This is a genomic window from Microcella putealis (genome assembly GCF_004216575.1).
GTDB classification, from domain to species: domain Bacteria; phylum Actinomycetota; class Actinomycetes; order Actinomycetales; family Microbacteriaceae; genus Microcella; species Microcella putealis.
Map to the genome: position 1 here is coordinate 266405 of NZ_SGWW01000001.1, position 21436 is coordinate 287840.

The following is a 21436-nucleotide window of genomic DNA, read 5'->3' on the forward strand; positions in this document are numbered from 1 at the left end:
TTAGTCCACCGTCACGTAGTCGGGGCCACTGTAGTGACCGGTTCGCAGTTTCTGGCGCTGCAGCAGCACGTCGTTGACGAGGCTCGAGGCCCCAAACCGCCACAGGTGCGGGGTGAGCCACTCTTCGCCGACCGTCTCGGCGACGGTGACGAGGTAGCGCACGGCATCTTTCGATGACCGGATGCCGCCGGCTGGCTTCATTCCGACCTTCTCGCCGGTGAGGCGGTGCCAGTCGCGAATGACTTCGAGCATCAGCAGTGTCACGGGCAGCGTGGCCGCGGGGCTCACCTTGCCGGTGGAGGTCTTGATGAAGTCGGCGCCGGCGAGGATCGACAGCCACGACGCGCGCTTGACGTTGTCGTAGGTCACAAGCTCACCGGTCTCGAGGATCACCTTCAGGTGCGCATACGTGCCGTCGGCCCGGCGGCACGCCTCTTTCACGGCGACGATCTGGTCGAAGACCATCCCGTAGCGCCCCGAGAGGAAGGCTCCGCGGTCGATGACCATGTCGATCTCGTCGGCGCCCGACGCCACGGCGTCGCGCGTGTCGGCCAGCTTGATCTCGAGGCTCGCGCGACCGGAGGGGAACGCGGTCGCGACGGCCGCGACCGAGACGAGGCCCGCATCCGGATCGCCGTGTGCCGAACCGAGCGCCTCGACGGCGTACGGAACCATGTCGCCGTAGACGCAGACCGCGGCGACGCGGGGTGTCGTCGGGTCGGTCGCGTCGGGGGTGACGGCCTTGGCGACGAGCGAACGCACCTTGCCGGGCGTGTCGGCCCCTTCGAGGGTCGTCAGGTCGCAGGTGCGGATGATCGTGTCGAGCGCCCAGGCCTTCGACGAGGTCTTGATCGAGCGGGTCGCGAGGCCCGCGGCGCGCTGCTCGAGTCCGACGGCGTCGACGCCGGCGAGCCCGTCGAGATGCAGCGCGAGCGCCTTCTCGGTCAGGTCGCCGCCGAGCAGCCGCACGGCGCGCTCGGCGGGTGCCAGCGCGACGGGGTGGTCGATGGTCATGGGGTGTCCTCTCGCGGTGCGGTGGGATCGGTGTCGTCGGTCAGGGGGTCGGCGTCGATGTCGCGGCCGAGCAGGAAGCGGGCGGTGTGCTCGTCGGTCACGAGGACCGAGCACAGACCGTGGGTGACGATGGCGCGGGCGACAGCGTGCTTCGATTCGCCGCCGACCGCGAGGATGCTGCGCTTCGCGGCGCGCAGTTCGTCGAGCCCGAGTCCGAGCGTGCGGGCGTCAAGCTCGGGGTCAGCAATTTCGCCGTCGGCGGTGATGTACCGGCCGAGCACGTCGCCCACGGCACCCCGCTCGACGAGTCGCGCGATGTCGTCGGCCGTCAGGTATCCGCTGTCGACGTGCACGGAGCTCGTGTCGGCGGGGCCGGCCGAGAACAGGTAGGCGTGCGCCGTGCGGGCGAGCTGGATCACACCGCCGACGGTGCGGTCGCCCTCGATGGCGCGCTTCGTTTCGAGGCGCTCGAGGATGGCGGGGGTGGGCAGGAGGGTCGCCTCGCCGCCCGCCTTCTGGGCGATCATCGTGGCGGTCGCGGCGGCGGTGCCGGGGCGCTTCGAGAGGCTGACGCCGCCGTTGAGCTGCACGACGTTGACACCGGTCGACCAGCCCACGGGCAGTGATTCGGCGACCTGGTGCAGCGTGCGGCCCCAGCTGAGGCCGAGCAGGCGCGGCACGGGGCGCATGCTGACGAGGTAGTCGGCGGCCGCCTCGGCGACGCGTGACTGCAGCTCGACGTCGTCGAGCGGCGCGGGCACGACGACGGCGTCGGTGAGCCCGAAGCGGGCGGCCAGGTCGCGCTCGAGACCGAGGCGTCGGGCCCGCGGGTGCACGATCTCGATGCGGATGATGCCCCGCTCGCGCGCCTGGGCGAGCAAGCGCCCGACCTTCCAGCGGGTGATGCGCAGAATCGCGCCGATCTCGTCCTGGGTCTTGTTTTCCTCGTAGTACAGCTCGGCTGCCCGCACGGCGAGCAGCTCGCTGTCGCTGGTGTCGAGCGGCACGGAACCTCCGGAGACGAAGTGGATCGGTCGGCGGGGCGCGAGGGCGCACCGGCGTGAGGTCCACGCTAGGCGGCGCCGCGCGCATCCACCAACATTTGTTGGCGCGTTGCTCACATGAGCAACGGTCGCCGCGTCGCTAGGCTCGCTCTGTGACTGACTACGCCCTCGCCGTCGACCTCGGCGGCACGAAAGTCGAGGCCGCCCTCGTCGCCGCCGACGGTTCGCTCGTCGCCGGATCCCGCCACCGCCGCCCCACCGGCGCGACCGCCACGAGCGACGAACTCGCGCGCAGCGTGACGGAGGCCGTTCAGGATGCGCTCGCCACGCTCGTGACGGCGCGTCGCGACGACCGCGTGATCGGCGTCGGCATCGGCTCAGCCGGCCCGCTCGTGGGCTCCGACGGCCACGTGTCACCGCTCAACCTGCCCGCCTGGCGCGGGTACCCGCTCGGCGATCTGGTCACCTCGCTCGTTCCCGACGTGCCCGTCGTGACGCGCATCGACGGCATCGCCATCACCCTCGCCGAAACATGGGTGGGCGCCGCACGCGGCGAGCGCAACGTCATGGGCATGGTCGTCTCGACCGGAGTGGGCGGCGGCCTGCTCGTCGATGGCCGCACGATCGCGGGCCCCTCGGGCAACGCGGGCCACATTGGGCACGTGCAGGTCGCCGGCCACGACGACCGGTGTGCCTGCGGTGCGCGCGGATGTCTCGAAGCGGTTGCCTCCGGACCGCGCACCGTCGCCTGGGCGCGACGGGAGGGCTGGCAGGGCGAGACCGGCGAAGAGCTCGCTGCCAGCGCGCGGGCGGGCGACCCGATCGCGCGCGCCGCCATCGAGCGCTCGGCCACCGCCGTCGGCGAGGCCATCGCATCAACCTCGGCGTTGCTCGACCTCGACGTCGTCGCGATCGGTGGCGGCTTCTCGCACGTCGCTGACGACTACATCGACATCGTGGCCCGCACGGTCGCCGGCCACAGCGACTTCGCCTTCGTCACGTCGACGCGCGTGGTGCGCAGCGGATTGAGCGGTGAGGGTCCGCTGATCGGCGCCGCCGCCCTCGTGCACCACAGCGAGCAGCTCAGCTAACGCGGCGCGTTCTGCCCGAGCTCGTCATCGACGATGCCCCGGGTACGCAAGAGCGGGATCGATGCCGCGGCACCGAAGGTCAGCACGGTCATGACGCCCATCGACCACGCCCAACTGCCGGTCGCATCCCGCAACACGCCGAGCACGGGTGGAACGATGGCCGCCGCCAGGTAGCCGACCGTTTGGATGAACGCGCTCACTCCCGCGGCCACCTGCGGTGAGCGCGTGCGCAGTCCGATCAGGGTCAGCCCGAGCGGGAATGAGATTTGCCCGAGCCCTACCGCGGTCACCCACACGGCCGGCGCGAGGGCCGGAGCAAGCCAGAGACCACCCCAGCCTGTGGCGAGCAACACCGTCGCGGCGATCAGCAGCGGCGTCGGAGTGGCCAGGCGGGCGCCCAGCACAGGAACCGACAGGGCGAGCGGCAAACCCAGGATGCTGAACAGCGCCACGAGCGCGCCCGCGGCGGTCGCCGACACGCCAGCGCTCTCCCGCAGCACCACCGGCAGCAGGGCAAAAACGGTGTACGCCGACATGCCCGAAACGGCAAAGCCAATCGTGATGCCCCACACGGTGCGCGAGCGGGCGAGCCGCAGGGCGCCGCGCGCGTTCGGCACGGAGGCGGCGGGGGCAGCCTCGCCCGCCTGTCCCGCCTGTCCCGCCTCCGCGTCGACCGCGGCGCGCGCTACGGCCTGGCGCGCGGCGCGTCGGGCGACGACGATCCAGGGCGCGAGCGCGACGAGTGCCCCGACGCTCCAGACGGCGAGCGACACCCGCCAGTCGATCCCCACCGCAATTGGCACCGCGACGAGGGGCGGAATGGCCGAACCGATCGACATGGCCGTGCCGTACGCGGCGGTGACCGCGGCAAAGCGGTCGGGCAGGTAGCGCTTGACCGCCCCCGGAAGCAGGATGTTGCCGACACCCGCCCCGAGCAGCACGACGACGCTGCCGAGGAGCAAGGTCGTCACGTCGGGGGCAATCGCCCGCAGAAGGTGCCCGACGATCATCGCCACGACGGCCGCGGCGAGGGTGCGCTCGATGCCGAAGCGGTGGGCAAGCAGAGGCGACAGCAGCCCGGCGATTACGAAGCCCAGCGGCGCGGCGAGGCCGAGGACGCCCAGCACCGACGCGCTGAGCGGGATATCTGCGGAGATCTGCGGACTGATGGGCGCGAGACCCGCGACCCCGGTGCGCAGATTCGCCGCCATCGCGATGACGGCCGCGAGCGCGAGACCGGCACTCACCGCCCGTGCACCGCGCGGGCCCCCCGGGTGCTCGGCTGACGGTTCGGCCACGCGTTCAGCCTAGGGCGGCCTCGAGGTGCCTCCCGTCGCCCGACCGTGCCCACGATCCGCGCTTAGAGTGAGGCCGTGAGCGACTTCGCCGAACACCTCCCGCTCAGTAACCGGCCGCGCGCAGACGAGTCCGCCGTCTCGGGCGGCTGGGCGCGCGAGACGGCGGCCGCTCTCACCGAGCTGGCCCGCGTGCTCGACGCGCATCCGTCGCTCGCTGCGTCGCCCTCGGGTGACGGGCGACGCGATGTGGCGGATGCGGTACGCACCCTGTTAACGCGCCTCCCGCGCCGCCCGCACGAGCGCCTGCTCGCCATCCTCGGCGCCATCGACACGCCCTCCCCCGCGCTTGCCGCGGTCGACAGCGGACGGCTCGCCGAGCTGCTCGTGCTCGAGGCCGCGCGGCTCAGCTCGGCGCGCCGTGGCCCAGGCATCCGTGCCCTGGGCGAGGCCGTGGTGTTGCTCGTCGATGTGGCGCGGCGCAACGGTCTCGTCGAGACCACCGATCCGCAGACTCTCGGCGCGGTCGCCCTCGACCTGGCGGTGCGGCAGCAGCCGGCGCTGCGGCCCACTTTGCAGCGCTACGCGCTCGTCGCGGCGAGCGGGGGCTGGCGCATCGGCTCGGGTGCCGCGCGGCCCTGTGACGATCGCGCCATTCTGCTGTTCTTGGCGGGCCGCGGGCCGCTGCCCGACGAGGTGCCCGCGCCACCCGAGCGGGAGTCGCCCGGCATCGACGGCTGAGCGGGCCCCCGCCCTGCAGTGAGCAGACTCCGTGCCTCGCGGGCTCGCAGGCCCGTGCCCCGGCAGCCCTACGGCGCGGGCTGGAGCCCCAGCACGCCGCGGATCTCGACCTCGTCAACACCCATCTGGTGGGCGAGCGCGTCGGCCGACGGGAACTTCCGCATGCCGCGAATGAAGCGCACGAACTCGAGCTCGACCACTTTGCCGTAGAGGTCAACGGTGACGTCAACGGCGTGCGCTTCGACGGTCTTCTCGGGGACGTCGCCGAAGGTCGGGTTGTTGCCCACCGAGACCGCCGCGCCGAAGCGCTGACCGTCGACGTGCATCCAACAGGCGTAGACGCCGTCGGCCGGAATGAAGCCTTCCGCGCCCGGCGCGAGGTTCGCGGTCGGGTAGCCCATCGTGCGCCCCCGCTGGTAGCCGGGCACGACTTCCGAGCGGATGCGCGGCAGGCGCCCGAGCGCCTCAGCCGCCTCGGCAACGTGACCCACCTCGAGCAGGCGTCGGATGCCCGTCGAGGAGATGCGCTCGCCGCCCGACACACAGACGTCGTCGACGAGCGCGACGGCGAAGTCGAGCTGCTCGCCCGCCACGCGCAGGGTGTCGACCGTTCCGCCGCCGTTCGCGCCGTAGCGGAAGTCGGCGCCCACGAGCACGCACTCGGCGGACAGCCCGCCGACGAGCACCTCACTGACGAAGCGCTCGGGGGCGAGGGCGGCGAACTCAGTGGTGAAGGGAATCACGACGACGAGGTCGACCCCGGCCGCGAGCAGCGCTTCGGTCTTCTGCGCGGTCGAGAGCAGGGGCAGGGGCGCGTCGGCGGGGCGCAGCACCTCGAGCGGGTTGCGATCGAAGGTGATGACGACGGTGCGCGCAATGCCGCGCGCGGTCGCCTCGTCGCGCAGGCGCTCGATGACGCGCCGGTGCCCCAGGTGCACACCGTCGAACTTGCCGACCGTGACCGCCGAGCGCACGCCGTCGGCGGGCAGTGCGTCGATGCCCGTCACGACGCGGCTCACCAGCGGGCCGCCTTCGCCGTACGCGCGAGCGACCAGAGGCCGAGAATCGGCAGCACGAGCGGCACGAAGCCGTAGCCGCGGCCGAACTGCGACCACACCGTGTCGGCCGGGAAGAGCTCGGGCTGCGCGATGCTGATGACGCCGACCACGAGCACGCCGAGCAGTTCGATGCCGATGGCAACGACGGCGACGCGAAACCACGCGCGGCCGGGCGCCACGAGCGCGACCGTCGCGAGAATGTAGATGACGGCGGCAACGGCAGACAGCGTGTATGCGACGGGCGCGACCTCGAACTTGGTCGCGATTTGATAGAACGAGCGCCCCGTCGCGGCGATCGCGAGGATGCCGTAGACGGCGATCAGCACACGGGTGAACCCGCTCACTCGGATGTTCGGCGCCGTCGTTGACGCGGCCGCTGTCGACTCGCTCACGCCGCTCATTCTGTCGCCTCGCGGGTGGGAATCGGCCCAGCGAGGGAACGCAGGAAGCGGGCCGCGATCAGGCGGCGCGCCACGAGCATCCCGGGCCAGAGGGGCCACAGCCACCAGTGGGCTGGGCGCGCGAAGCTGCGTACCGTCAGCCAGATCGACCCGTCGGAGGCGTGCGTCAGGGTGAACGCCTCCTCGCCTCGCAACACGTGGCCCGGCAGCGTGCCCATCGCGAGCGTCACCCGGTCGTCGGTGCGCTCGAGCAGCACGACCCGCGTCGGCAGCGGAAACAGCAGGCGATCGCCGACGCCGAGCCCCACCGTGATCTCGTCGGCCGGCCGCAGCAGGGGGCGACCGTCGGCGGAGAACACCTGCTCAGCGCTCGACACCTCAGCCGGCGCCGTCGGCTCACCGTCACGGTCGAAGCCGACCGGCGAGTAGCTGCCGTCAACCACCGGGTCGGGCGCCGGGTGGTAGCGCACCGCCATGCCGGCGCCGCGGTACACGTCGCCGTCGAGAAGCGCCTCGACCGCGTAGGCCCAGCGCGCGTCGCCGTGCCCAATGCGGGCCCGGTACTCCGACGGTGAGTAGCCGCGCGGCGGAAACGCGAACAGGTCGGGCGCCTGGGTGGCGCCAACCGCGGCGTAGGTGACCGCCGGGCGGTCGGAGCTCGAGCGCACGGGCCCTACTTCTTGTCCTTCTTCGACTCGGTCTCACCCGACAGGGCCGCAATGAAGGCCTCCTGCGGCACCTCGACGCGGCCGACCATCTTCATGCGCTTTTTGCCCTCTTTTTGCTTCTCGAGCAGCTTGCGCTTACGGGTGATGTCGCCGCCGTAACACTTGGCGAGCACGTCTTTGCGCATCGCGCGGATGTTCTCGCGGGCGATGACGCGGGCCCCGATGGCGGCCTGAATGGGCACCTCAAACTGCTGGCGCGGAATCAGCTCGCGCAGGCGCTGGGCCATCATCGTGCCGTACGCGTAGGCCTTCTCTTTGTGCACGATCGCGCTGAACGCGTCGACCTGCTCGCCCTGCAACAGGATGTCGACCTTCACGAGGTCGGCCTCCTGCTCGCCGGCCGGCTCGTAGTCGAGGCTCGCGTAGCCTTGCGTCTTGCTCTTCAGCTGGTCAAAGAAGTCGAAGACGATCTCGCCGAGAGGCAGCGTGTACTTCAGCTCGACCCGGTCTTCGCCGAGGTAGTCCATCGAGCGCATGGTGCCGCGGCGGCTCTGGCAGAGCTCCATGATCGCGCCGACATAGTCTTTCGGCGCGAGGATCGAAGCCGACACGATCGGCTCCATGACGCGCTCAATGCGGCCGGTCGGGTACTCGCTCGGGTTCGTCACCTCGACCGTCGCCTTGTCTTCGGTCGTCACGTTGTAGATCACGCTCGGCGCGGTCGTGATGATGTCGAGATCGAATTCGCGACGGATGCGCTCGGTCACGATTTCGAGGTGCAAGAGCCCCAAGAATCCGCAGCGGAAGCCGAAGCCGAGCGCGACGGAGGTTTCCGGCTCGTACTGCAGGGCAGCATCCGACAATTTGAGCTTGTCGAGGGCGTCGCGCAGGTCGGGGTAGTCGCTGCCATCGATCGGATAGATGCCCGAGAACACCATCGGCAGCGGGTCGGTGTAGCCGGGAAGCGCCTGGGTGGCGCCCTTCGCGTGCGTCGTGACCGTGTCGCCGACCTTCGACTGGCGCACGTCTTTCACACCCGTGATCAGGTAGCCCACCTCGCCGACGGCGAGGCCCTTGCTCGGCGTCGGCTCGGGGCTCGAGACGCCGATCTCAAGAATTTCGTGCGTGGCCTTCGTCGACATCATCTGAATGCGCTCGCGCGGGTCGAGGCGCCCGTCGACCATGCGCACGTAGGTAACGACGCCGCGGTACGAGTCGTAGACCGAGTCGAAGATCATGGCCCGGGCGGGCGCGTCTGCGTCGCCCACGGGCGGCGGAATCAGGTTCACGACCGTGTCGAGCAGCTCTTCGACGCCCACACCGGTCTTGCCGCTGACCCGCAGCACGTCGTCGGGGTCGCCGCCAATCAGCTGGGCGAGCTCGCGGGCGTACTTGTCGGGGTCGGCCGCCGGCAGGTCGATCTTGTTGAGCACCGGGATGATCGTGAGGTCGTTCTCGAGCGCCAGGTACAGGTTCGCGAGCGTCTGCGCCTCGATGCCCTGCGCGGCGTCGACCAAAAGGATCGCGCCCTCGCAGGCCGCGAGGCTGCGGCTCACCTCGTAGGTGAAGTCGACGTGGCCCGGCGTGTCGATCATGTTCAGCGCGTAGGTGACGGGCTTGCCGTCCTCCCCCGCCACCGCCCACGGCATGCGCACGGCCTGGCTCTTGATCGTGATGCCACGCTCGCGCTCGATATCCATGCGGTCGAGGTACTGCGCCCGCATGTCGCGGTCAGAGACGACGCCCGTGATGCCAAGCATGCGGTCGGCGAGCGTCGACTTGCCGTGGTCGATGTGGGCAATGATGCAGAAGTTGCGGATCTGCGTCGGGTCGGTGGCCGCGGGGGCAAGCGGCGAGAGGGCGCGAGGAGACATGTCGCGTCATTCTCCCACGCGGGGCGGGTGCCCGCGGAATCGGGGCGTCCCTCGACAGGCGCGACGCGCATCCGTGTCGATTGTTCGTCGGATGCCGCGACTGGTAATGTTCGTAGCTGGCTTGCGTGCCAGGAAGCCCTCTCTCTTCCGGCACGGAACGCGACCGGGCACAGTTCGCCGATAGGCACACCCCACAGCCGGTCGCTCACTCCACACTCACCGACGAAGAAAGACACTCATGGCGAACATCAAGTCGCAGATCAAGCGCATCAAGACCAACCTGAAGGCCCAGGAGCGTAACAAGGCCGTCAAGAGCGAGCTCAAGACCGCCGTGCGCGCCACGCGCAAGGCCATCGCCTCGGGCGACAAGGCCGCCGCCACCGCGGCACTGAAGACCGCGTCGAAGAAGCTCGACAAGGCCGTCAGCAAGGGCGTCATTCACCAGAACCAGGCCGCGAACCGCAAGTCGGCCATCGCGAAGCAGGTCGCCGCGCTCTAAGGCTTTTCGCCACAGCAGCCGAACGCCCCGGGGTCACCCCGGGGCGTTCGTCGTTTCTGCGGCATGCGCACCGCCCGCGCCTGTCAACAACTCAGGACGAGTGATCAGCGCGCCCGCGCCCCGCACGTCAACAACTCAGGACTAACGCGTCAGCTGCTCGACCACGCCGCGAGTACGGCACGTATTCGTGCCGTTAGTCCTGAGTTGTTGACGCGGCCGTGTCACGACGGATCGGCGCGGGGTCGCGTTAGTCCTGAGTTGTTGACGAGACGGCGCGACGAGCGGCGCGCCTCGGCGGGAGACGGGGCGCGCGCTAAAGGCGGGGGTGGCCGCGGTCGGCAACAAGGGTGACGAGGCGCTCGAGGGCGAACACCGGGTCGCGGCTCGCGCCCTTGACGGCGGCGTCGGTCTCGGCCACCGTCAGGATCGCTCGGCCGAGCCCCGCTTCGTCCCAACCCTGCAGGTCGCGCCGCGCGCGGTCGACCTGCCACGGGGCGAGACCCAGTTGCGAGGCGAGCTGCCCGCCCGACCCTCGGCTGCCGCCGACCTTCGCCATCGTGCGCAGCTTCATCGCGAAGGCCGCAACCATCGGCACGGGGTCAGCGCCCGAATCGAGGGCGTGGCGCAGCAGGGTCAGCGCCTCACCGGGGCGCCCGGCGATCGCGGCGTCGGCGACCGCGAAGGAGGTCGCCTCGACCCGCCCGCCGTAGTAGCGCTGCACCGTCTCGGCGGTGATGTCACCGCCGGTGTCGGCAATGAGCTGCTGACAGGCGGCGCCCAACTCTCCGAGGTCGTCGGAGAAGGCCGAAACCAGGGCCCGCAGCGCGGCCGGAGCGATCGCGCGGCCGGCGTGCCGGAACTCGGCCGCGGCGAAGTCGGCGCGGTCGGCGTCGCGCTTCAGCTCAGCGCAGACAATCTCGACGCCGCCGCCCTGGCCCGAGCGGATCGCGTCGAGCAGCTTCTTGCCGCGCACTCCCCCGCCGTGCCGCAGCGCGACGGTTGCCCCGTCGGCAGGTTCGGCGAGAAACGCGAGCGCCTCCTCGAGGAAGGCGTCGGTCATCTTTTCGACGTTCGACACGCGGAGCAGGCGCGGCTCGCCGAACAGCGACGGGCTGGCGAGGGTCAGCAACTCGCCGGGGGCGTACGCCGCGGCGTCGACGTCGTGCACCTCGAGCGCCGGGTCTTCCGCGCGCAACGCGTCGCGCAGCAGGCGCATCGCCCGGTCGGCCAGAAACGATTCTGTTCCGCTGATGAGGACGACGGGCGCCGGTTTCGCCTCGTGCCACGACAGCTGCGGGATGCGCGTGCCGGTCGAGCGCGTCGTCGCGCCCTTCGCGGGCGCCTTGCTTCGTGCCATGTCACCGCCTCCCCGTCGAGCCTAGCGGCGGGCGCCGACACCCTCGGGCGCCCCGCGTTCTGTCCAGACCCACAGCCCATCGTCGGCCCCGCCCACGAGGCCGAGGGCGTGCTGGTCGGTGCGCAGCAGTGTCGCGCCGCCGCCCGCGAGCACGTCGAGGATCGAGCTCGCGGGGTGCCCGTAGGTGTTGTCGGCGCCCACCCCGATCAGGGCGACGACGGCGTCGAGGCGCTCGTAGAGCTCGGGATGCTGATCGGCGGAGCCGTGATGGCTCACCTTCACGACGTCCACCGCCCCGAGCGACAGGCCGGGCACCGTCGTGCCGGCAAGGATGGTGCGCTGCTCGCCCTCGCCGACGTCGCCGAGGGCGAGCAGCGAGGGGCATCCCGTGCAGTCGCTCGCGGGGCGCACCTCAATGACGAGGCTCGCCGCGTTGCCCGGCTCGACCCCGCGGTGATCGGGCGGCCAGTGGGCGACCCAGCGGGCGGAGCCGAGCATCCCCGTGTCACCCGCGCGCACGTCGACGACGGCCGCACCGGCGGCGGCGAGGCGGTCGAGCGTCGCCTGATCGGCGGGCTCGCCGACGGGGCCCGTCAGCACGGTGTCGACCCGGCCGACGACCGCGTCGACGCCACCCACGTGGTCGAGATCAAAGTGCGTGACGATCAACACGTCAAGCTGCGCGACACCCAGGGTGTCGAGGCACGCGGCCAGCGCATCGGGGTCGGCGCCGGTGTCGATCAGGGCCGTGCGACGCGAATCCCGCACGAGCACGGCGTCGCCCTGCCCGACGTCGCACTGGGCGATGCTCCACTCGCCGGGTCGCACGCGATCGCGCACGGCATCGGCACCCGCGGTGGCGCCCATCACCACGACGACCAGCGAGCAGGCGACGAGCCGCACCTGCCGGCGCCGTCGCGGCGAGCCCGGCGCCCAGGGCACCCCGAGCGCCGCGAGCAGCCCAAGGGTGACGGCCGCGAGCAGAGCGGCGCCGAGTGCCCCCTCGGGCCAGGGCAGCAGCGCGCCGGGCAGCTCGGCGGTCACGCGCGCAACACCGGCGATCCACGACGACGGCAGCCAGGCAACCGCGGCGACGGCCGTGGCGAGCCACGGCACGACGGGCGCGAGCAGGCACGCCACCATGCCCACAATCGTCGCGATCGGCGCGGCGGGCGCGGCGAGAATGTTCGCAACGACACCCATCATCGGAATCTCCGGCTGCAGCAGAATGAGCACCGGTTGACAGGCCAGCTGCGCGGCGAGCGGCACGGCGATCCACAGCGCGACGGGCGCCGGCATCATCGTCCGCAGGCGTTCGGCGAGCGGCCCCGCCAGCACCAGCAGCGCGCCCGTCGCGAGCACCGACAGCACGAAGCCGTACTGGCGCGCAATCCAGGGATCGATGATGAGGATGCTCGTCACGGCGAGGGCGAGGATCGGCAGCCCCTGCGCGGGCCGCCCCGTCTGCACCGCAATCAGCACGGCGGTCGCCATGACGCTCGCGCGGATGACGCTCGGCTCGGGCGTCACCAGCACGACGAAGAACGCCAGTGCGCCGAGGGCGGCAACAATGCGCACGGTGCGCGGCCAGCGCAGCAGCGCGCCAAGCGCGAGGATCAGCCCGACCACGATGGCGCAGTTTGCGCCACTGACCGCGGTGAGGTGACTGAGCGAGCTGTGCTTCATGGCGAGGTCAAGCTCGTCGGGCACCGCCGAGGTGTCGCCGATCGCGAGACCGGGCAGCAGCACGGCGCCGTCGCCGCCGAAGTTCAGCATGAGTTCGAGAAAGCGCTCGCGCAGCTGGTCGCCGAACGCGAGCAGCGGTGGCGGGTCGCGGGTGGGCTGCCAGTCGCCGAGGGGCCGAATGAGCGCGAGGCGCGCGTCGCCCGGCTCGAGCGCAATGAGGCGCGCCGTGGCCTCGAGTGTCGTACCGAGCGGCTCGCGGGCGGCCGCGTCGACGCCCAGCAGCCGCACCGGCACGGAGACCGCGTACGGCGTACCGGTGCGGTCAGCGATGGCCACCAGCCGGGCGGGCACACTGGCCTCGCCCGGCATCACCGTGACTTCGAGCTGCACGCGCACCTCGACCGGAACCCCGTCGAGCGCCGACGCAACTGCTGCAGGGGCACGCGCGGGCGCGGCCAGCGCGACGGCCGCAGCGACGACCGCGGTGATGAGCAGCGCGGGCGCAAGGGCGCCACGCCACCGGGCACGCGCCGCGTTAGCGTCGGCGTCGGCGTTAGCATCGGCGCGCCGCCGACGGCAGTGCCCCCAGATCGCCGCCCCACCTCCCGCAGCGGCACAGACCCCCGCCACCGCCCCGGCCACCCCGCCGAGCGACGACGGCGGGATGCCGATCAGGACGATCGCGACGACCCAGGCAACGGCCGCCGGCAGGGCGAGCCGTGCATCCACTCGCCGGTGCCGACTCGCCGCGACCTCGGTCACACCGTCACCAGCTCGCGAAAGCCGTCGAGCGTTTTCTCGCCGATTCCGGAGACGGCGAGCAATTCGTCGACGCTGCGAAAGGGCCCGTTCTCGTCACGCCACGCGATGATCCGCGCCGCGATGGCTGGCCCCACCCCGGGCAGCGTCTCGAGCGTGGTCGCATCGGCGACATTGAGGTTGACGAGACCCGCCGCGCCCGACGAGGCCGCTCCGCTGGCCGGCGAGCCGGGCGCTGCTGCCGGCACCTCACCGACGCGCGGCACCACAATCTGCTCGCCGTCGACGACGACGCGGGCGAGGTTCACCGCCGTGAGCTCGGCGTCGTCGGCCGCGCCGCCCGCTCGGGCGACGGCGTCGAGCACGCGCGCGCCCTCCGCAAGTTCGACCACGCCGGGGTTCGCGACGGCTCCGGCAACGTGCACGAGAACAACGCGCGCCTCGACCACGCTAGCTCCGTCGTCAGGATGCGCGCCACCGGTCCCGGCGCCACCCGCGTCTGCGTCGACTCGCGTCTCGCCGGAGCCGGGTGCGCCCGGGTCGTTCGCCGACACCGTGATGCGCTCGCCCCCGGGCGTCACGATCGACGTGATGACGGCGGCCCCCAAGCCCAGCAGTACGAGCACCACGACGCCGCCGACGGCCGCCCTCAGTCGAAGCGCGCGCCGCGGCGGTTCGGCCGCGGGAGGGGTGTCGTCGGGCAGCACGCCGCGACGGTACGGCGTGCACGCGGGCGGCAGAGCACCCCGCACGCCCCGGCAGGGCCGGGCCATCGCCCTTCTCGGTGGGGAGGAGCCACGAGGCAGCCGCGGCGACCCGGCGGCCGCGCCCTACTTGCGGGTCGCGATGCTCACGATCTTCGGCGCGCGCACGATCGTCTGCACGATCTCGCGTCCCCCGATTGCGCGCTGTACGGCGTCCGACGCGAGCGCCAGCGCCTCGAGCTCGTCGTTGCCAACGCGCGGGCTCACGGTGAGGCGCTCACGCACCTTGCCGTCGACCTGCACGACCGCCGTGACCTCGTCGTCGACGAGCAGCGTCGGGTCGGCCTTGCGCCACCCCGCGAACGCGACGAGACCGGCGCGACCGGCCGCGGCATCCCCGCGACCGAGTCGGTGCCACATGTCTTCCGCCGTGTACGGCGCGAACAGCGACAGCGCGATCGTGACGGCCTCGACGGCCTCACGCACGGCGGGGTCGCCCGCCCCCGGGCCCGAGTCGACGGTTTTGCGGATCGCGTTGACGAGCTCCATCGTGCGCGCGACGACAACGTTGAACTTGAACGCCTCGACGAGGCCCGGGGCCTCGGCGAGGAACCGGTGCGTCACGCGGCGCAGTGCGCGGTCGCCTTCGTCGAAGTCGACGTCAACGTCAGACGACACCTCGCCTGAGAGGCGCCAGGCACGCGCCAAGAACTTCTGCGAGCCGGTGACCGACACGTCGCGCCAGTCGATGTCGTCTTCGGGCGGGCCGGCGAACGCCATGGTGAGGCGCACCGCGTCGACGCCGTACTGGTCGAGCTCTTCGGTGAAGTAGACGAGGTTGCCTTTCGACTTCGACATCTTCGCGCCGTCGAGAATCACCATGCCCTGGTTGAGCAGCGCCGTGAACGGCTCGGTGAAGCTGACGTAGCCGAGGTCGAACAGCACCTTCGTGATGAAGCGCGCGTACAGCAGGTGCAGAATCGCGTGCTCGACGCCGCCGACGTACTGGTCGACGGGAGCCCACTTCTCGGCGTCACGCGGGTCGAACGCCTGGGTGTCGTCGTTCGGCGCCAGGAATCGCAGGAAGTACCACGACGAGTCGACGAAGGTGTCCATCGTGTCGGTGTCACGGCGCGCGGGCCGTCCGTCGGGCGTGGTCGTCGAGACGAACGATTCAACGCCGCCCAGCGGCGAGGTGCCCTTCGGCTTCATGTCGATGCCCGCGGCGTCGGGCAGCCGCACCGGCAGCTGATCCTCGGGAACAGGTACCTCGCGGCCGTCCTCGTCGTACATGATCGGGATGGGCGTGCCCCAGTACCGCTGGCGGCTGATCAGCCAGTCACGCAGGCGGTAGGTCTTCGCCGCGCGACCGGTGCCGCGCTCGTCCAGCAGTTCGATCACCCGCTTGATCGCGTTGTTCTTGCTCAGGCCGTCGAGCGGGCCCGAGTTGATCATGCGACCGTCGCCCGTGAGCGCCTCGCCCGTGACGGCCGGGTCGATCGTGGGCGGCTCTTCCTCGAGCATCTCGGGCGTAATGACGGGAATCGCGCCGGTCACCGGGGCCAGCGTGTCGACGACCATCTTCACCGGCAGATCGAAGGCCCGAGCGAAGTCGAGGTCGCGCTGGTCGTGCGCGGGCACGGCCATGACGGCCCCGTGCCCGTAGTCGGCGAGCACGTAGTCGGCCGCCCAAATGGGCAGCCGCTCGCCGTTCACCGGGTTGATGGCGAAGCGGTCGAGGAACACGCCGGTCTTCTCGCGCGAGGTGTCTTGGCGGTCAATCTCGGTCTTCTTCTGCACCTCGTCGAGGTACGCCTGGAACCGCATCCGCACCTCGGGGGTCGAGCCCGAGGCGAGCTCGGCCGCAAGGTCGCTGTCGGGTGCCACGACCATGAAGGTGGCGCCGTACAGCGTGTCGGGGCGGGTCGTGAACACCGTGACGGGCTCGCGGCGACCCTCGATCTCGAAGTCGACGTCTGCGCCGGTCGAGCGGCCGATCCAGTTGCGCTGCATCGTCAGCACCTTCGACGGCCAGCGGCCCTCGAGCTGGTTCAGGTCATCGAGCAGCCGGTCGGCGTAGTCGGTGATCTTCAGGTACCACTGCGTCAGCTTCTTCTTCTCGGCCGTGGCGCCACAGCGCTCGCACGCGCCATCGACGACCTGCTCGTTGGCAAGCACGGTCTGGTCGTTGGGGCACCAGTTGACCCAGCTGGCCTTGCGGTACGCGAGGCCCTTCTCGTACATCTTGAGGAACAGCCACTGGTTCCACTGGTAGTACTCGGGGTCGGAGGTGTGCAGCACGCGGTCCCAGTCGAAGCTCGCCGCGTAGCGCTTCATCGAGGCCTTCTGCTGGGCGATGTTCGCGTAGGTCCACTCGCGCGGGTCGGCGCCGCGCTTGATGGCGGCGTTCTCGGCGGGCAGGCCAAACGAGTCCCAGCCGATGGGGTGCAACACGGTGAAGCCCCGCTGGCGCCAGTAACGCGCCACGACGTCGCCGAGCGCGTAGACCTCGGCGTGACCCATGTGCAGGTCACCCGACGGGTACGGGAACATATCGAGGATGTACTTGCGCGGCCGCGCCCGCTCGTCGTCGCTCAGCTCGGAGTCGAGGGTCGCGAACGGCTTCAGCTCGTCCCAGACGGGCGCCCACAGCGCCTCCAGGCGGTGCGGGTCGTACTCGTTCTCGTTCTCGATGCTGTCGCTCACGGGGCTCTCAATCGCGATGGGTGGCGGTCGGGCCGTGCGCCGCGCGCAGGCGGTTCGCGTCGCGGGATGCGCGGTGCGCGCCCCGCTCGATGGCCCGGTCTGTCAGATTACCCGGCTGGCCGGGGCGTCCGCCCCGCGCGCCGCCTCGTCGACGCCCAGGGCGGCCAGAAGCGCCGCCGCCTTGACGTGCATCTCGGCGACCTCGCGCTCGGGCACGCTCAGCGCGGTGATGCCGCCCCCGGCGCCGACCGTCGCGACGCCGTCGGCGACGACAATCGAGCGGATCACCATGGCGAGATCCGCGTCGCCGCTCGCGCCGAGCATCCCGAATGCGCCGGAATAGATGCCGCGCGGCGCCGCCTCGAACGTCGACAACAGCTCGACGGCGCGGCGTTTGGGGGCGCCCGTCATCGACCCGGCGGGGAAGGTCGCCTCGACCGCGTCGAGGGCGTCGAGCCCGGGCCGCAGGCGGCCGCTGACCGTGGAGACGAGCTGGTGCACGTGCCGGTAGCTCTCAACCTCGTGCAGGCCGGTGACCGTGACCGAGCCGATCGCGCACACCCGCTGCAGGTCGTTGCGCATGAGGTCGACGATCATGAGGTTCTCGGCGCGCTCCTTCTCGTCGGCGGCGAGCTCACGCGCGAGGGCGGCGTCGCGCTCGCTGTCGGAGTCACGGCGGCGGGTTCCTTTGATCGGCCGGGTAGTGACGACGCCGTCGCGGACGGTCAGGAAGGTTTCGGGGCTCGCCGACACAAGCGACACGCCCCCCAGGGTGATGAGTGCGCCGTGGTGGGCGGGGCTCGAGGCGCGCACCCGGCGGTACAGGGTGACGGGGTCGTCGACGGTCTCGACGGTCGCCTGGGTCGTGAGGCAGAGCTGGTACGCGTCGCCCTCGCGAATCGCGGCGAGACACTGGCGCACCAGCTCGGCGTAGTGCTCGTCGGTGTCGCGCCAGCGGACCATGCCGGCCGTGCGAGCCGTGCGGGCCGGTTCAGCCGCCTCGGCCGTCACCCCGCGGCGTTCATCCCGCGCATCCTCACCCGCCGCGGGCTCGACCGCATCGATGGCGGCCCGCATCCGCGCCACCCAGTCTGCGACGTCGTCGTCCTTGCCCACAGCGACGAGCTCGGCCAGCCCCGTCGCGTGGTCGACGACGAGAGCGGAATCGACGAGCATCCAGGATGCGCGGTGCGCGTCGGGCACGGACGGCACCGGCGCCCCCATGGTCTCGTCGCGCAGCTCGTAGCCGAACCACCCGATCAGCCCGAGCGGGGAGGGCAATTGCTCGTCAGTGCGTGCGCGCAGCGCGTCGAGCGCCGCCCGCGCGTCGATGAGCACGCTGCCCCGCCGCAGCTCGACGGCGCGACCCACGGCGAGCACGCTGCGCCCCGCCGTCGCCGCACGCCCCGAGTCGAGCCAGGCGAGGCCCCAGTCATTCCGTGTCACGCTGCCGCGAGCGTCCCCGCCGAGCGCGAAAGCGTGTGGCTCGGCGTGCACGCGCGCCGCCAGAGCCTCGAGCGCACCGAGAGGGCCGAGAGCGATGCGCTGCACGCGCAGCCGTCCGCCTCCTGCCGCCATACGCTGAAGTGTATGGGCGTCCCTCCCCCGCCACCCGGTGTCACGCTGAGCTGGCGCCCCGACGCGGCCGGCACCGATGCGGCGTTCACCGAGCTCAGCTGGTGCGACCCGTCGGTCGGCGAGGTTCTCGTCGCCGACTCGTTTCGCGTCGTCGGCGGTCGTGCCCGCGGTATCGAGCATCACCTCGCCCGGTTTCTGAGCGGCGCCGCGGCGCTGCGCGATCGCGGGGCCGAGGTGCGCTCGGCAGGCAGTGCAACGGTCGACCTCGAGGCGTTCGTGGCCGACGCGCGCGCGGCGATCGCGGCGAGCAGCCACGCGCATCCGAGCACCGCCGTGTTTCCCCGCATCGAACTGCGCGAACGGGGCGATGCGCGGCTGCTCATGCGCCCGAGCCCGCCGCTCTCGTCCAGCGCGGTGCTGGCGACGGCGTCCCACGACCCGCGGCGCGTACCCACCGTCAAGGGCCCCGATCTCGAACGACTCGCCTCCCTGCGCACCGCCGCGCAGGCGCTCGGTGCCGACGAGGCTGTGATCCTGGATGCGCGGGGTCGCGTCATCGAGGGCGCCTACAGCGCGCTGCTGTGGTCGCGCGGCGGGCGGCTGTACGCCGTGGGCACCGACGCGGCGCGAATTCCGAGCGTGACGGAACGGATCGTTGGCGACGCACTGCGCGCATCCGGTGACGAGCTCGCGAGCGCCCACCCGACTCTCGACGAACTCAGCGGTGCCGCGATCTGGGTGCTCAGTGCCCTGCACGGGGCGCGGGCCGTGGCCGCGTGGGTCGACGGGCCGCCCGTTGCGCGCGACCCGGACCGTGATGCGTGGCTGCGCGACGCCCTGGCGCAGGCACTGGCCCCCGTTTAGGGGGTTCCCGCACTGGGGGGACCCCGCCGTCTATCCCTCGCGGGTCCTCGACCCTAGACTGCGGGAAGCCGGTCGGGGGATCGGCACTCGAACTCGGGGGCGATAGATCGTGGCGGACGACGAATACGGGCGCGTGCCGGCTGGCTGGTACCCCGATCCTTTGGGCCTGCCGCAGCTGCGCTGGTGGGACAACCACGCGTGGACGGAGCACGTCTCTGACGCGCGCCAACCGATGGTGCCGACCGACACCACGGCCCCCACCACCTTTGCCGACGACGACCTTCCGCGCCGCCGCGACCGCCGCGAGGCCTCAGCCCAGAGCGCTGCCGACCCGGTCGACGTGACACCCACCGAACAGCCCTCAGCGCAGGTGCTGCGCGAACTCGCCCCGCCCGTCGTCGAGACGCAGGTCAGCGCGGAAGACGCCGCCCGCGAGGCCGCCGCGGCTCGGCAAGCTGCCGAGCAGGCCGCCCGCGAGGCCGCCGAAGAAGCGGCCCGCGCCGCCGCACGCGAGCAGGCCGCGCGGGAGGCCGCGGACCGCGCCGCTCGTGAGGCAGAAGAGCGCGCGCGCCAGGAAGCCGCCGAGCGTGCCGAAGCGGCTCGCCGCGAGGCCGAGCGCCTCGTCGCCGAGCGCGCAGAGGCCGAACGACTCGCCGCCGAGGGTGCCGAAGCAGAGCGCGTCGCCGCCGAACGCCTCGCCGAAGAGGAGCGAGCGCGCTCCATGCAGCCACCCTCGGCATTCCCACTCGGAACCCCGGGAGCCGACAACGCTCCCCCGCAGGCGACGCGACCCGCCGCCAACGCCGCAGACGCGTTCGCCGCCGCCCAATTTTCTGACCCGGTGCGCGACACCGATGCCGCCGGTGGCGGCACCGTCTCGCCCGCCGCGTCGCCCTGGGTGCCGCTCAACCGCGAAGAAGCGACGGCCGAGCCGCGCTCGGCGCGCTCGAGCGTCAACTCGGCGTCGAGCCAGGCCAGCGTTGCCTCGGCCGCATCGTTCGACCCGAATGCTCCCGCCACGTCGGCCAGCTCGTGGAACTCAGCTCCGGTCGCCTCCGGTTTCGGGTCGGCCCCGAGATACGGCGCCTCGCGCCCCTCGGCTCCGGGGTTCGGCTCGGCGCCCGGATATGGCAGCGCACCGGGCTACGGCTCGGCGTCGGCGCCCGGCTACGGCTCGGCGTCAGCCCCCGGTTTCGGCAGTGCCCCCGGAGCGCCGGCGTACGCCGCTGCGGCCGGTGACGCGCCCGTCTCGGCGGGCCGACGCGGAATGCTCGCCACCGGCGCCCCCGCGGGCGTTGCGAGCCTGCACACCGTTGAGGCCTGGGCCATCGCGCTGTTGCCGATGCTGCAATTGCTGCTGAGCCTGCTAGTTGTCTCGGCGTTCGCCACGGGGCCGAGCCTCGCCATCATGGCGGGAATCTGGCTGGGCCCCCTGCCGATCGTGGTGGTACTCGCACTGCTCGACGCGCGCCACCTCACCCGTCTCGGTCTCGACCGGCCCGCAAGCCCCTGGTGGTCGCTCGCCGGCCCGATCGTTTACCTGATCGTGCGCGCGATCCGCATCAGCCGCATTTCGGGCGTCGGATTCGGCCCCGTCGCTGTCTGGCTGCTGCTCAGCGGTCTCATGGGAGCATCCGTCATCGCCGTTCCCGGTCTCGTCATCGCAGCCCTGCCCGGACTGTTCTCGGCGCAGGCCGACCAGATCATCGAATCCTCCAGCCGCTCGATTGGTGCCAACCTCGACGCCACGTGCCCGGCCACGCCGCCGCTCTTCATCGGCCAACAGCTGCGCTGCCCGGCCGTCAACGCGGCCGGTGAACCGTACGTCGTCACCGTCAGCCTCCAGCGCGCCAACGGCTGGATCACCTGGCAGGTCGACGACTGGGGCGTCTTCGGCTTCAGCCGCTAACGACCGACCGCACGCGTGTGCCCGCACGTTCGCAAACCGACAACCGAAAACCGCGGAAAGTGGCCGAAATCCCCACCCGGTCGCACACTTAAGGCATCACCAACGAGCAACTGAATATCGAAGGAAACCGCGTCGTCATCGACACCGAATAGCTCGGTGACACACGGTTTTCGGTCACACAAACCCGAACACGTGTGACCACAACCGACAGCCGGGGGGCTGGCGGTA

General features: G+C 71.5%; 17 protein-coding genes. 5 read left to right on the forward strand and 12 right to left on the reverse strand.

Annotated elements, in window-relative coordinates:
- Entirely contained in the window at positions 1–1014 is a 1014-nt protein-coding gene (gene deoC / locus EV141_RS01370; protein ID WP_130484180.1) for a deoxyribose-phosphate aldolase, read from the reverse strand.
- Entirely contained in the window at positions 1011–2021 is a 1011-nt protein-coding gene (locus EV141_RS01375) for a sugar-binding transcriptional regulator (RefSeq protein ID WP_130484181.1), read from the reverse strand. The genes deoC and EV141_RS01375 overlap by 4 nt, the downstream gene beginning before the upstream one ends.
- Before the next feature lie 149 nt (positions 2022–2170).
- Here EV141_RS01375 and EV141_RS01380 point away from each other — a divergent pair, with 149 nt between their 5' ends.
- Positions 2171–3109, forward strand: coding sequence for an ROK family protein (locus EV141_RS01380; RefSeq protein ID WP_130484182.1), 939 nt, complete (start codon positions 2171–2173; stop codon positions 3107–3109).
- Here EV141_RS01380 and EV141_RS01385 read toward each other — a convergent pair.
- Positions 3106–4407, reverse strand: coding sequence for an MFS transporter (locus EV141_RS01385; protein WP_130484183.1), 1302 nt, complete (start codon positions 4405–4407; stop codon positions 3106–3108). The two genes, EV141_RS01380 and EV141_RS01385, sit on opposite strands and share 4 nt — an antisense overlap.
- Before the next feature lie 75 nt (positions 4408–4482).
- Between EV141_RS01385 and EV141_RS01390 the strand changes: the two genes are divergently transcribed.
- Positions 4483–5145, forward strand: coding sequence for a hypothetical protein (locus EV141_RS01390; RefSeq protein ID WP_130484184.1), 663 nt, complete (start codon positions 4483–4485; stop codon positions 5143–5145).
- A gap of 68 nt (positions 5146–5213) precedes the next feature.
- On the opposite strand, the gene EV141_RS01395 is transcribed toward EV141_RS01390, so the two are convergent.
- The 4 genes from EV141_RS01395 to lepA are packed head-to-tail and all read right to left on the reverse strand — an operon-like array spanning position 5214 to position 9146.
- A complete protein-coding gene (locus EV141_RS01395) occupies positions 5214–6164 on the reverse strand; it encodes a bifunctional riboflavin kinase/FAD synthetase (protein ID WP_241968932.1) in 951 nt (316 codons plus the stop codon).
- On the reverse strand, positions 6161–6604 hold the full coding sequence (locus tag EV141_RS01400) for a hypothetical protein (protein WP_130484185.1): 444 nt from the start codon (positions 6602–6604) through the stop codon (positions 6161–6163). Before EV141_RS01400 ends, EV141_RS01395 begins: the two co-directional genes overlap by 4 nt.
- Complete coding sequence (locus EV141_RS01405; protein ID WP_130484186.1) at positions 6601–7272, reverse strand: DUF1990 family protein; 672 nt, start codon at positions 7270–7272, stop codon at positions 6601–6603. Before EV141_RS01405 ends, EV141_RS01400 begins: the two co-directional genes overlap by 4 nt.
- Before the next feature lie 5 nt (positions 7273–7277).
- The gene (gene lepA, locus EV141_RS01410) at positions 7278–9146 is read right to left on the reverse strand and encodes a translation elongation factor 4 (protein ID WP_130484187.1); all 1869 of its coding nucleotides are present in this window, start codon (positions 9144–9146) and stop codon (positions 7278–7280) included.
- A gap of 238 nt (positions 9147–9384) precedes the next feature.
- Between lepA and rpsT the strand changes: the two genes are divergently transcribed.
- Entirely contained in the window at positions 9385–9645 is a 261-nt protein-coding gene (gene rpsT, locus EV141_RS01415; RefSeq protein WP_130484188.1) for a 30S ribosomal protein S20, read from the forward strand.
- Between the two features lie 313 nt (positions 9646–9958).
- Here rpsT and holA read toward each other — a convergent pair whose 3' ends face one another.
- The 5 genes from holA to EV141_RS01440 form a co-directional block, all read right to left on the reverse strand.
- Positions 9959–11002, reverse strand: coding sequence for a DNA polymerase III subunit delta (gene holA, locus EV141_RS01420; RefSeq protein ID WP_130484189.1), 1044 nt, complete (start codon positions 11000–11002; stop codon positions 9959–9961).
- Between the two features lie 21 nt (positions 11003–11023).
- On the reverse strand, positions 11024–13450 hold the full coding sequence (locus tag EV141_RS01425; RefSeq protein ID WP_130484190.1) for a ComEC/Rec2 family competence protein: 2427 nt from the start codon (positions 13448–13450) through the stop codon (positions 11024–11026).
- Positions 13447–14154 carry a ComEA family DNA-binding protein gene (locus EV141_RS01430; protein ID WP_241968934.1) on the reverse strand — a complete coding sequence of 236 codons (708 nt, stop codon included), beginning with the start codon at positions 14152–14154 and terminating at the stop codon, positions 13447–13449. Before EV141_RS01430 ends, EV141_RS01425 begins: the two co-directional genes overlap by 4 nt.
- A 123-nt stretch (positions 14155–14277) precedes the next feature.
- On the reverse strand, positions 14278–16875 hold the full coding sequence (gene leuS, locus EV141_RS01435; protein ID WP_130484192.1) for a leucine--tRNA ligase: 2598 nt from the start codon (positions 16873–16875) through the stop codon (positions 14278–14280).
- An 84-nt stretch (positions 16876–16959) separates the two neighbouring features.
- A complete protein-coding gene (locus tag EV141_RS01440) occupies positions 16960–18435 on the reverse strand; it encodes an anthranilate synthase component I family protein (protein WP_130484193.1) in 1476 nt (491 codons plus the stop codon).
- A gap of 12 nt (positions 18436–18447) precedes the next feature.
- Between EV141_RS01440 and EV141_RS01445 the strand changes: the two genes are divergently transcribed.
- On the forward strand, positions 18448–19299 hold the full coding sequence (locus EV141_RS01445; RefSeq protein WP_130484194.1) for an aminotransferase class IV: 852 nt from the start codon (positions 18448–18450) through the stop codon (positions 19297–19299).
- Between the two features lie 109 nt (positions 19300–19408).
- Positions 19409–21208, forward strand: a complete 1800-nt coding sequence (locus EV141_RS12285) for a DUF2510 domain-containing protein (RefSeq protein ID WP_198675484.1) — start codon at positions 19409–19411, stop codon at positions 21206–21208.
- Positions 21209–21436 lie beyond the last annotated feature (228 nt).

Excerpts from the sequence above, each read along its gene's own strand:
- deoC (WP_130484180.1), bottom strand. The coding sequence starts at position 1,014 with ATGACCATCGACCACCCCGTCGCGCTGGCACCCGCCGAGCGCGCCGTG.
- EV141_RS01400 (WP_130484185.1), bottom strand. The coding sequence starts at position 6,604 with ATGAGCGGCGTGAGCGAGTCGACAGCGGCCGCGTCAACGACGGCGCCG.
- lepA (WP_130484187.1), bottom strand. The coding sequence starts at position 9,146 with ATGTCTCCTCGCGCCCTCTCGCCGCTTGCCCCCGCGGCCACCGACCCG.
- rpsT (WP_130484188.1), top strand. The coding sequence starts at position 9,385 with ATGGCGAACATCAAGTCGCAGATCAAGCGCATCAAGACCAACCTGAAG.
- holA (WP_130484189.1), bottom strand. The coding sequence starts at position 11,002 with ATGGCACGAAGCAAGGCGCCCGCGAAGGGCGCGACGACGCGCTCGACC.
- EV141_RS01440 (WP_130484193.1), bottom strand. The coding sequence starts at position 18,435 with ATGGCGGCAGGAGGCGGACGGCTGCGCGTGCAGCGCATCGCTCTCGGC.
- EV141_RS01445 (WP_130484194.1), top strand. The coding sequence starts at position 18,448 with ATGGGCGTCCCTCCCCCGCCACCCGGTGTCACGCTGAGCTGGCGCCCC.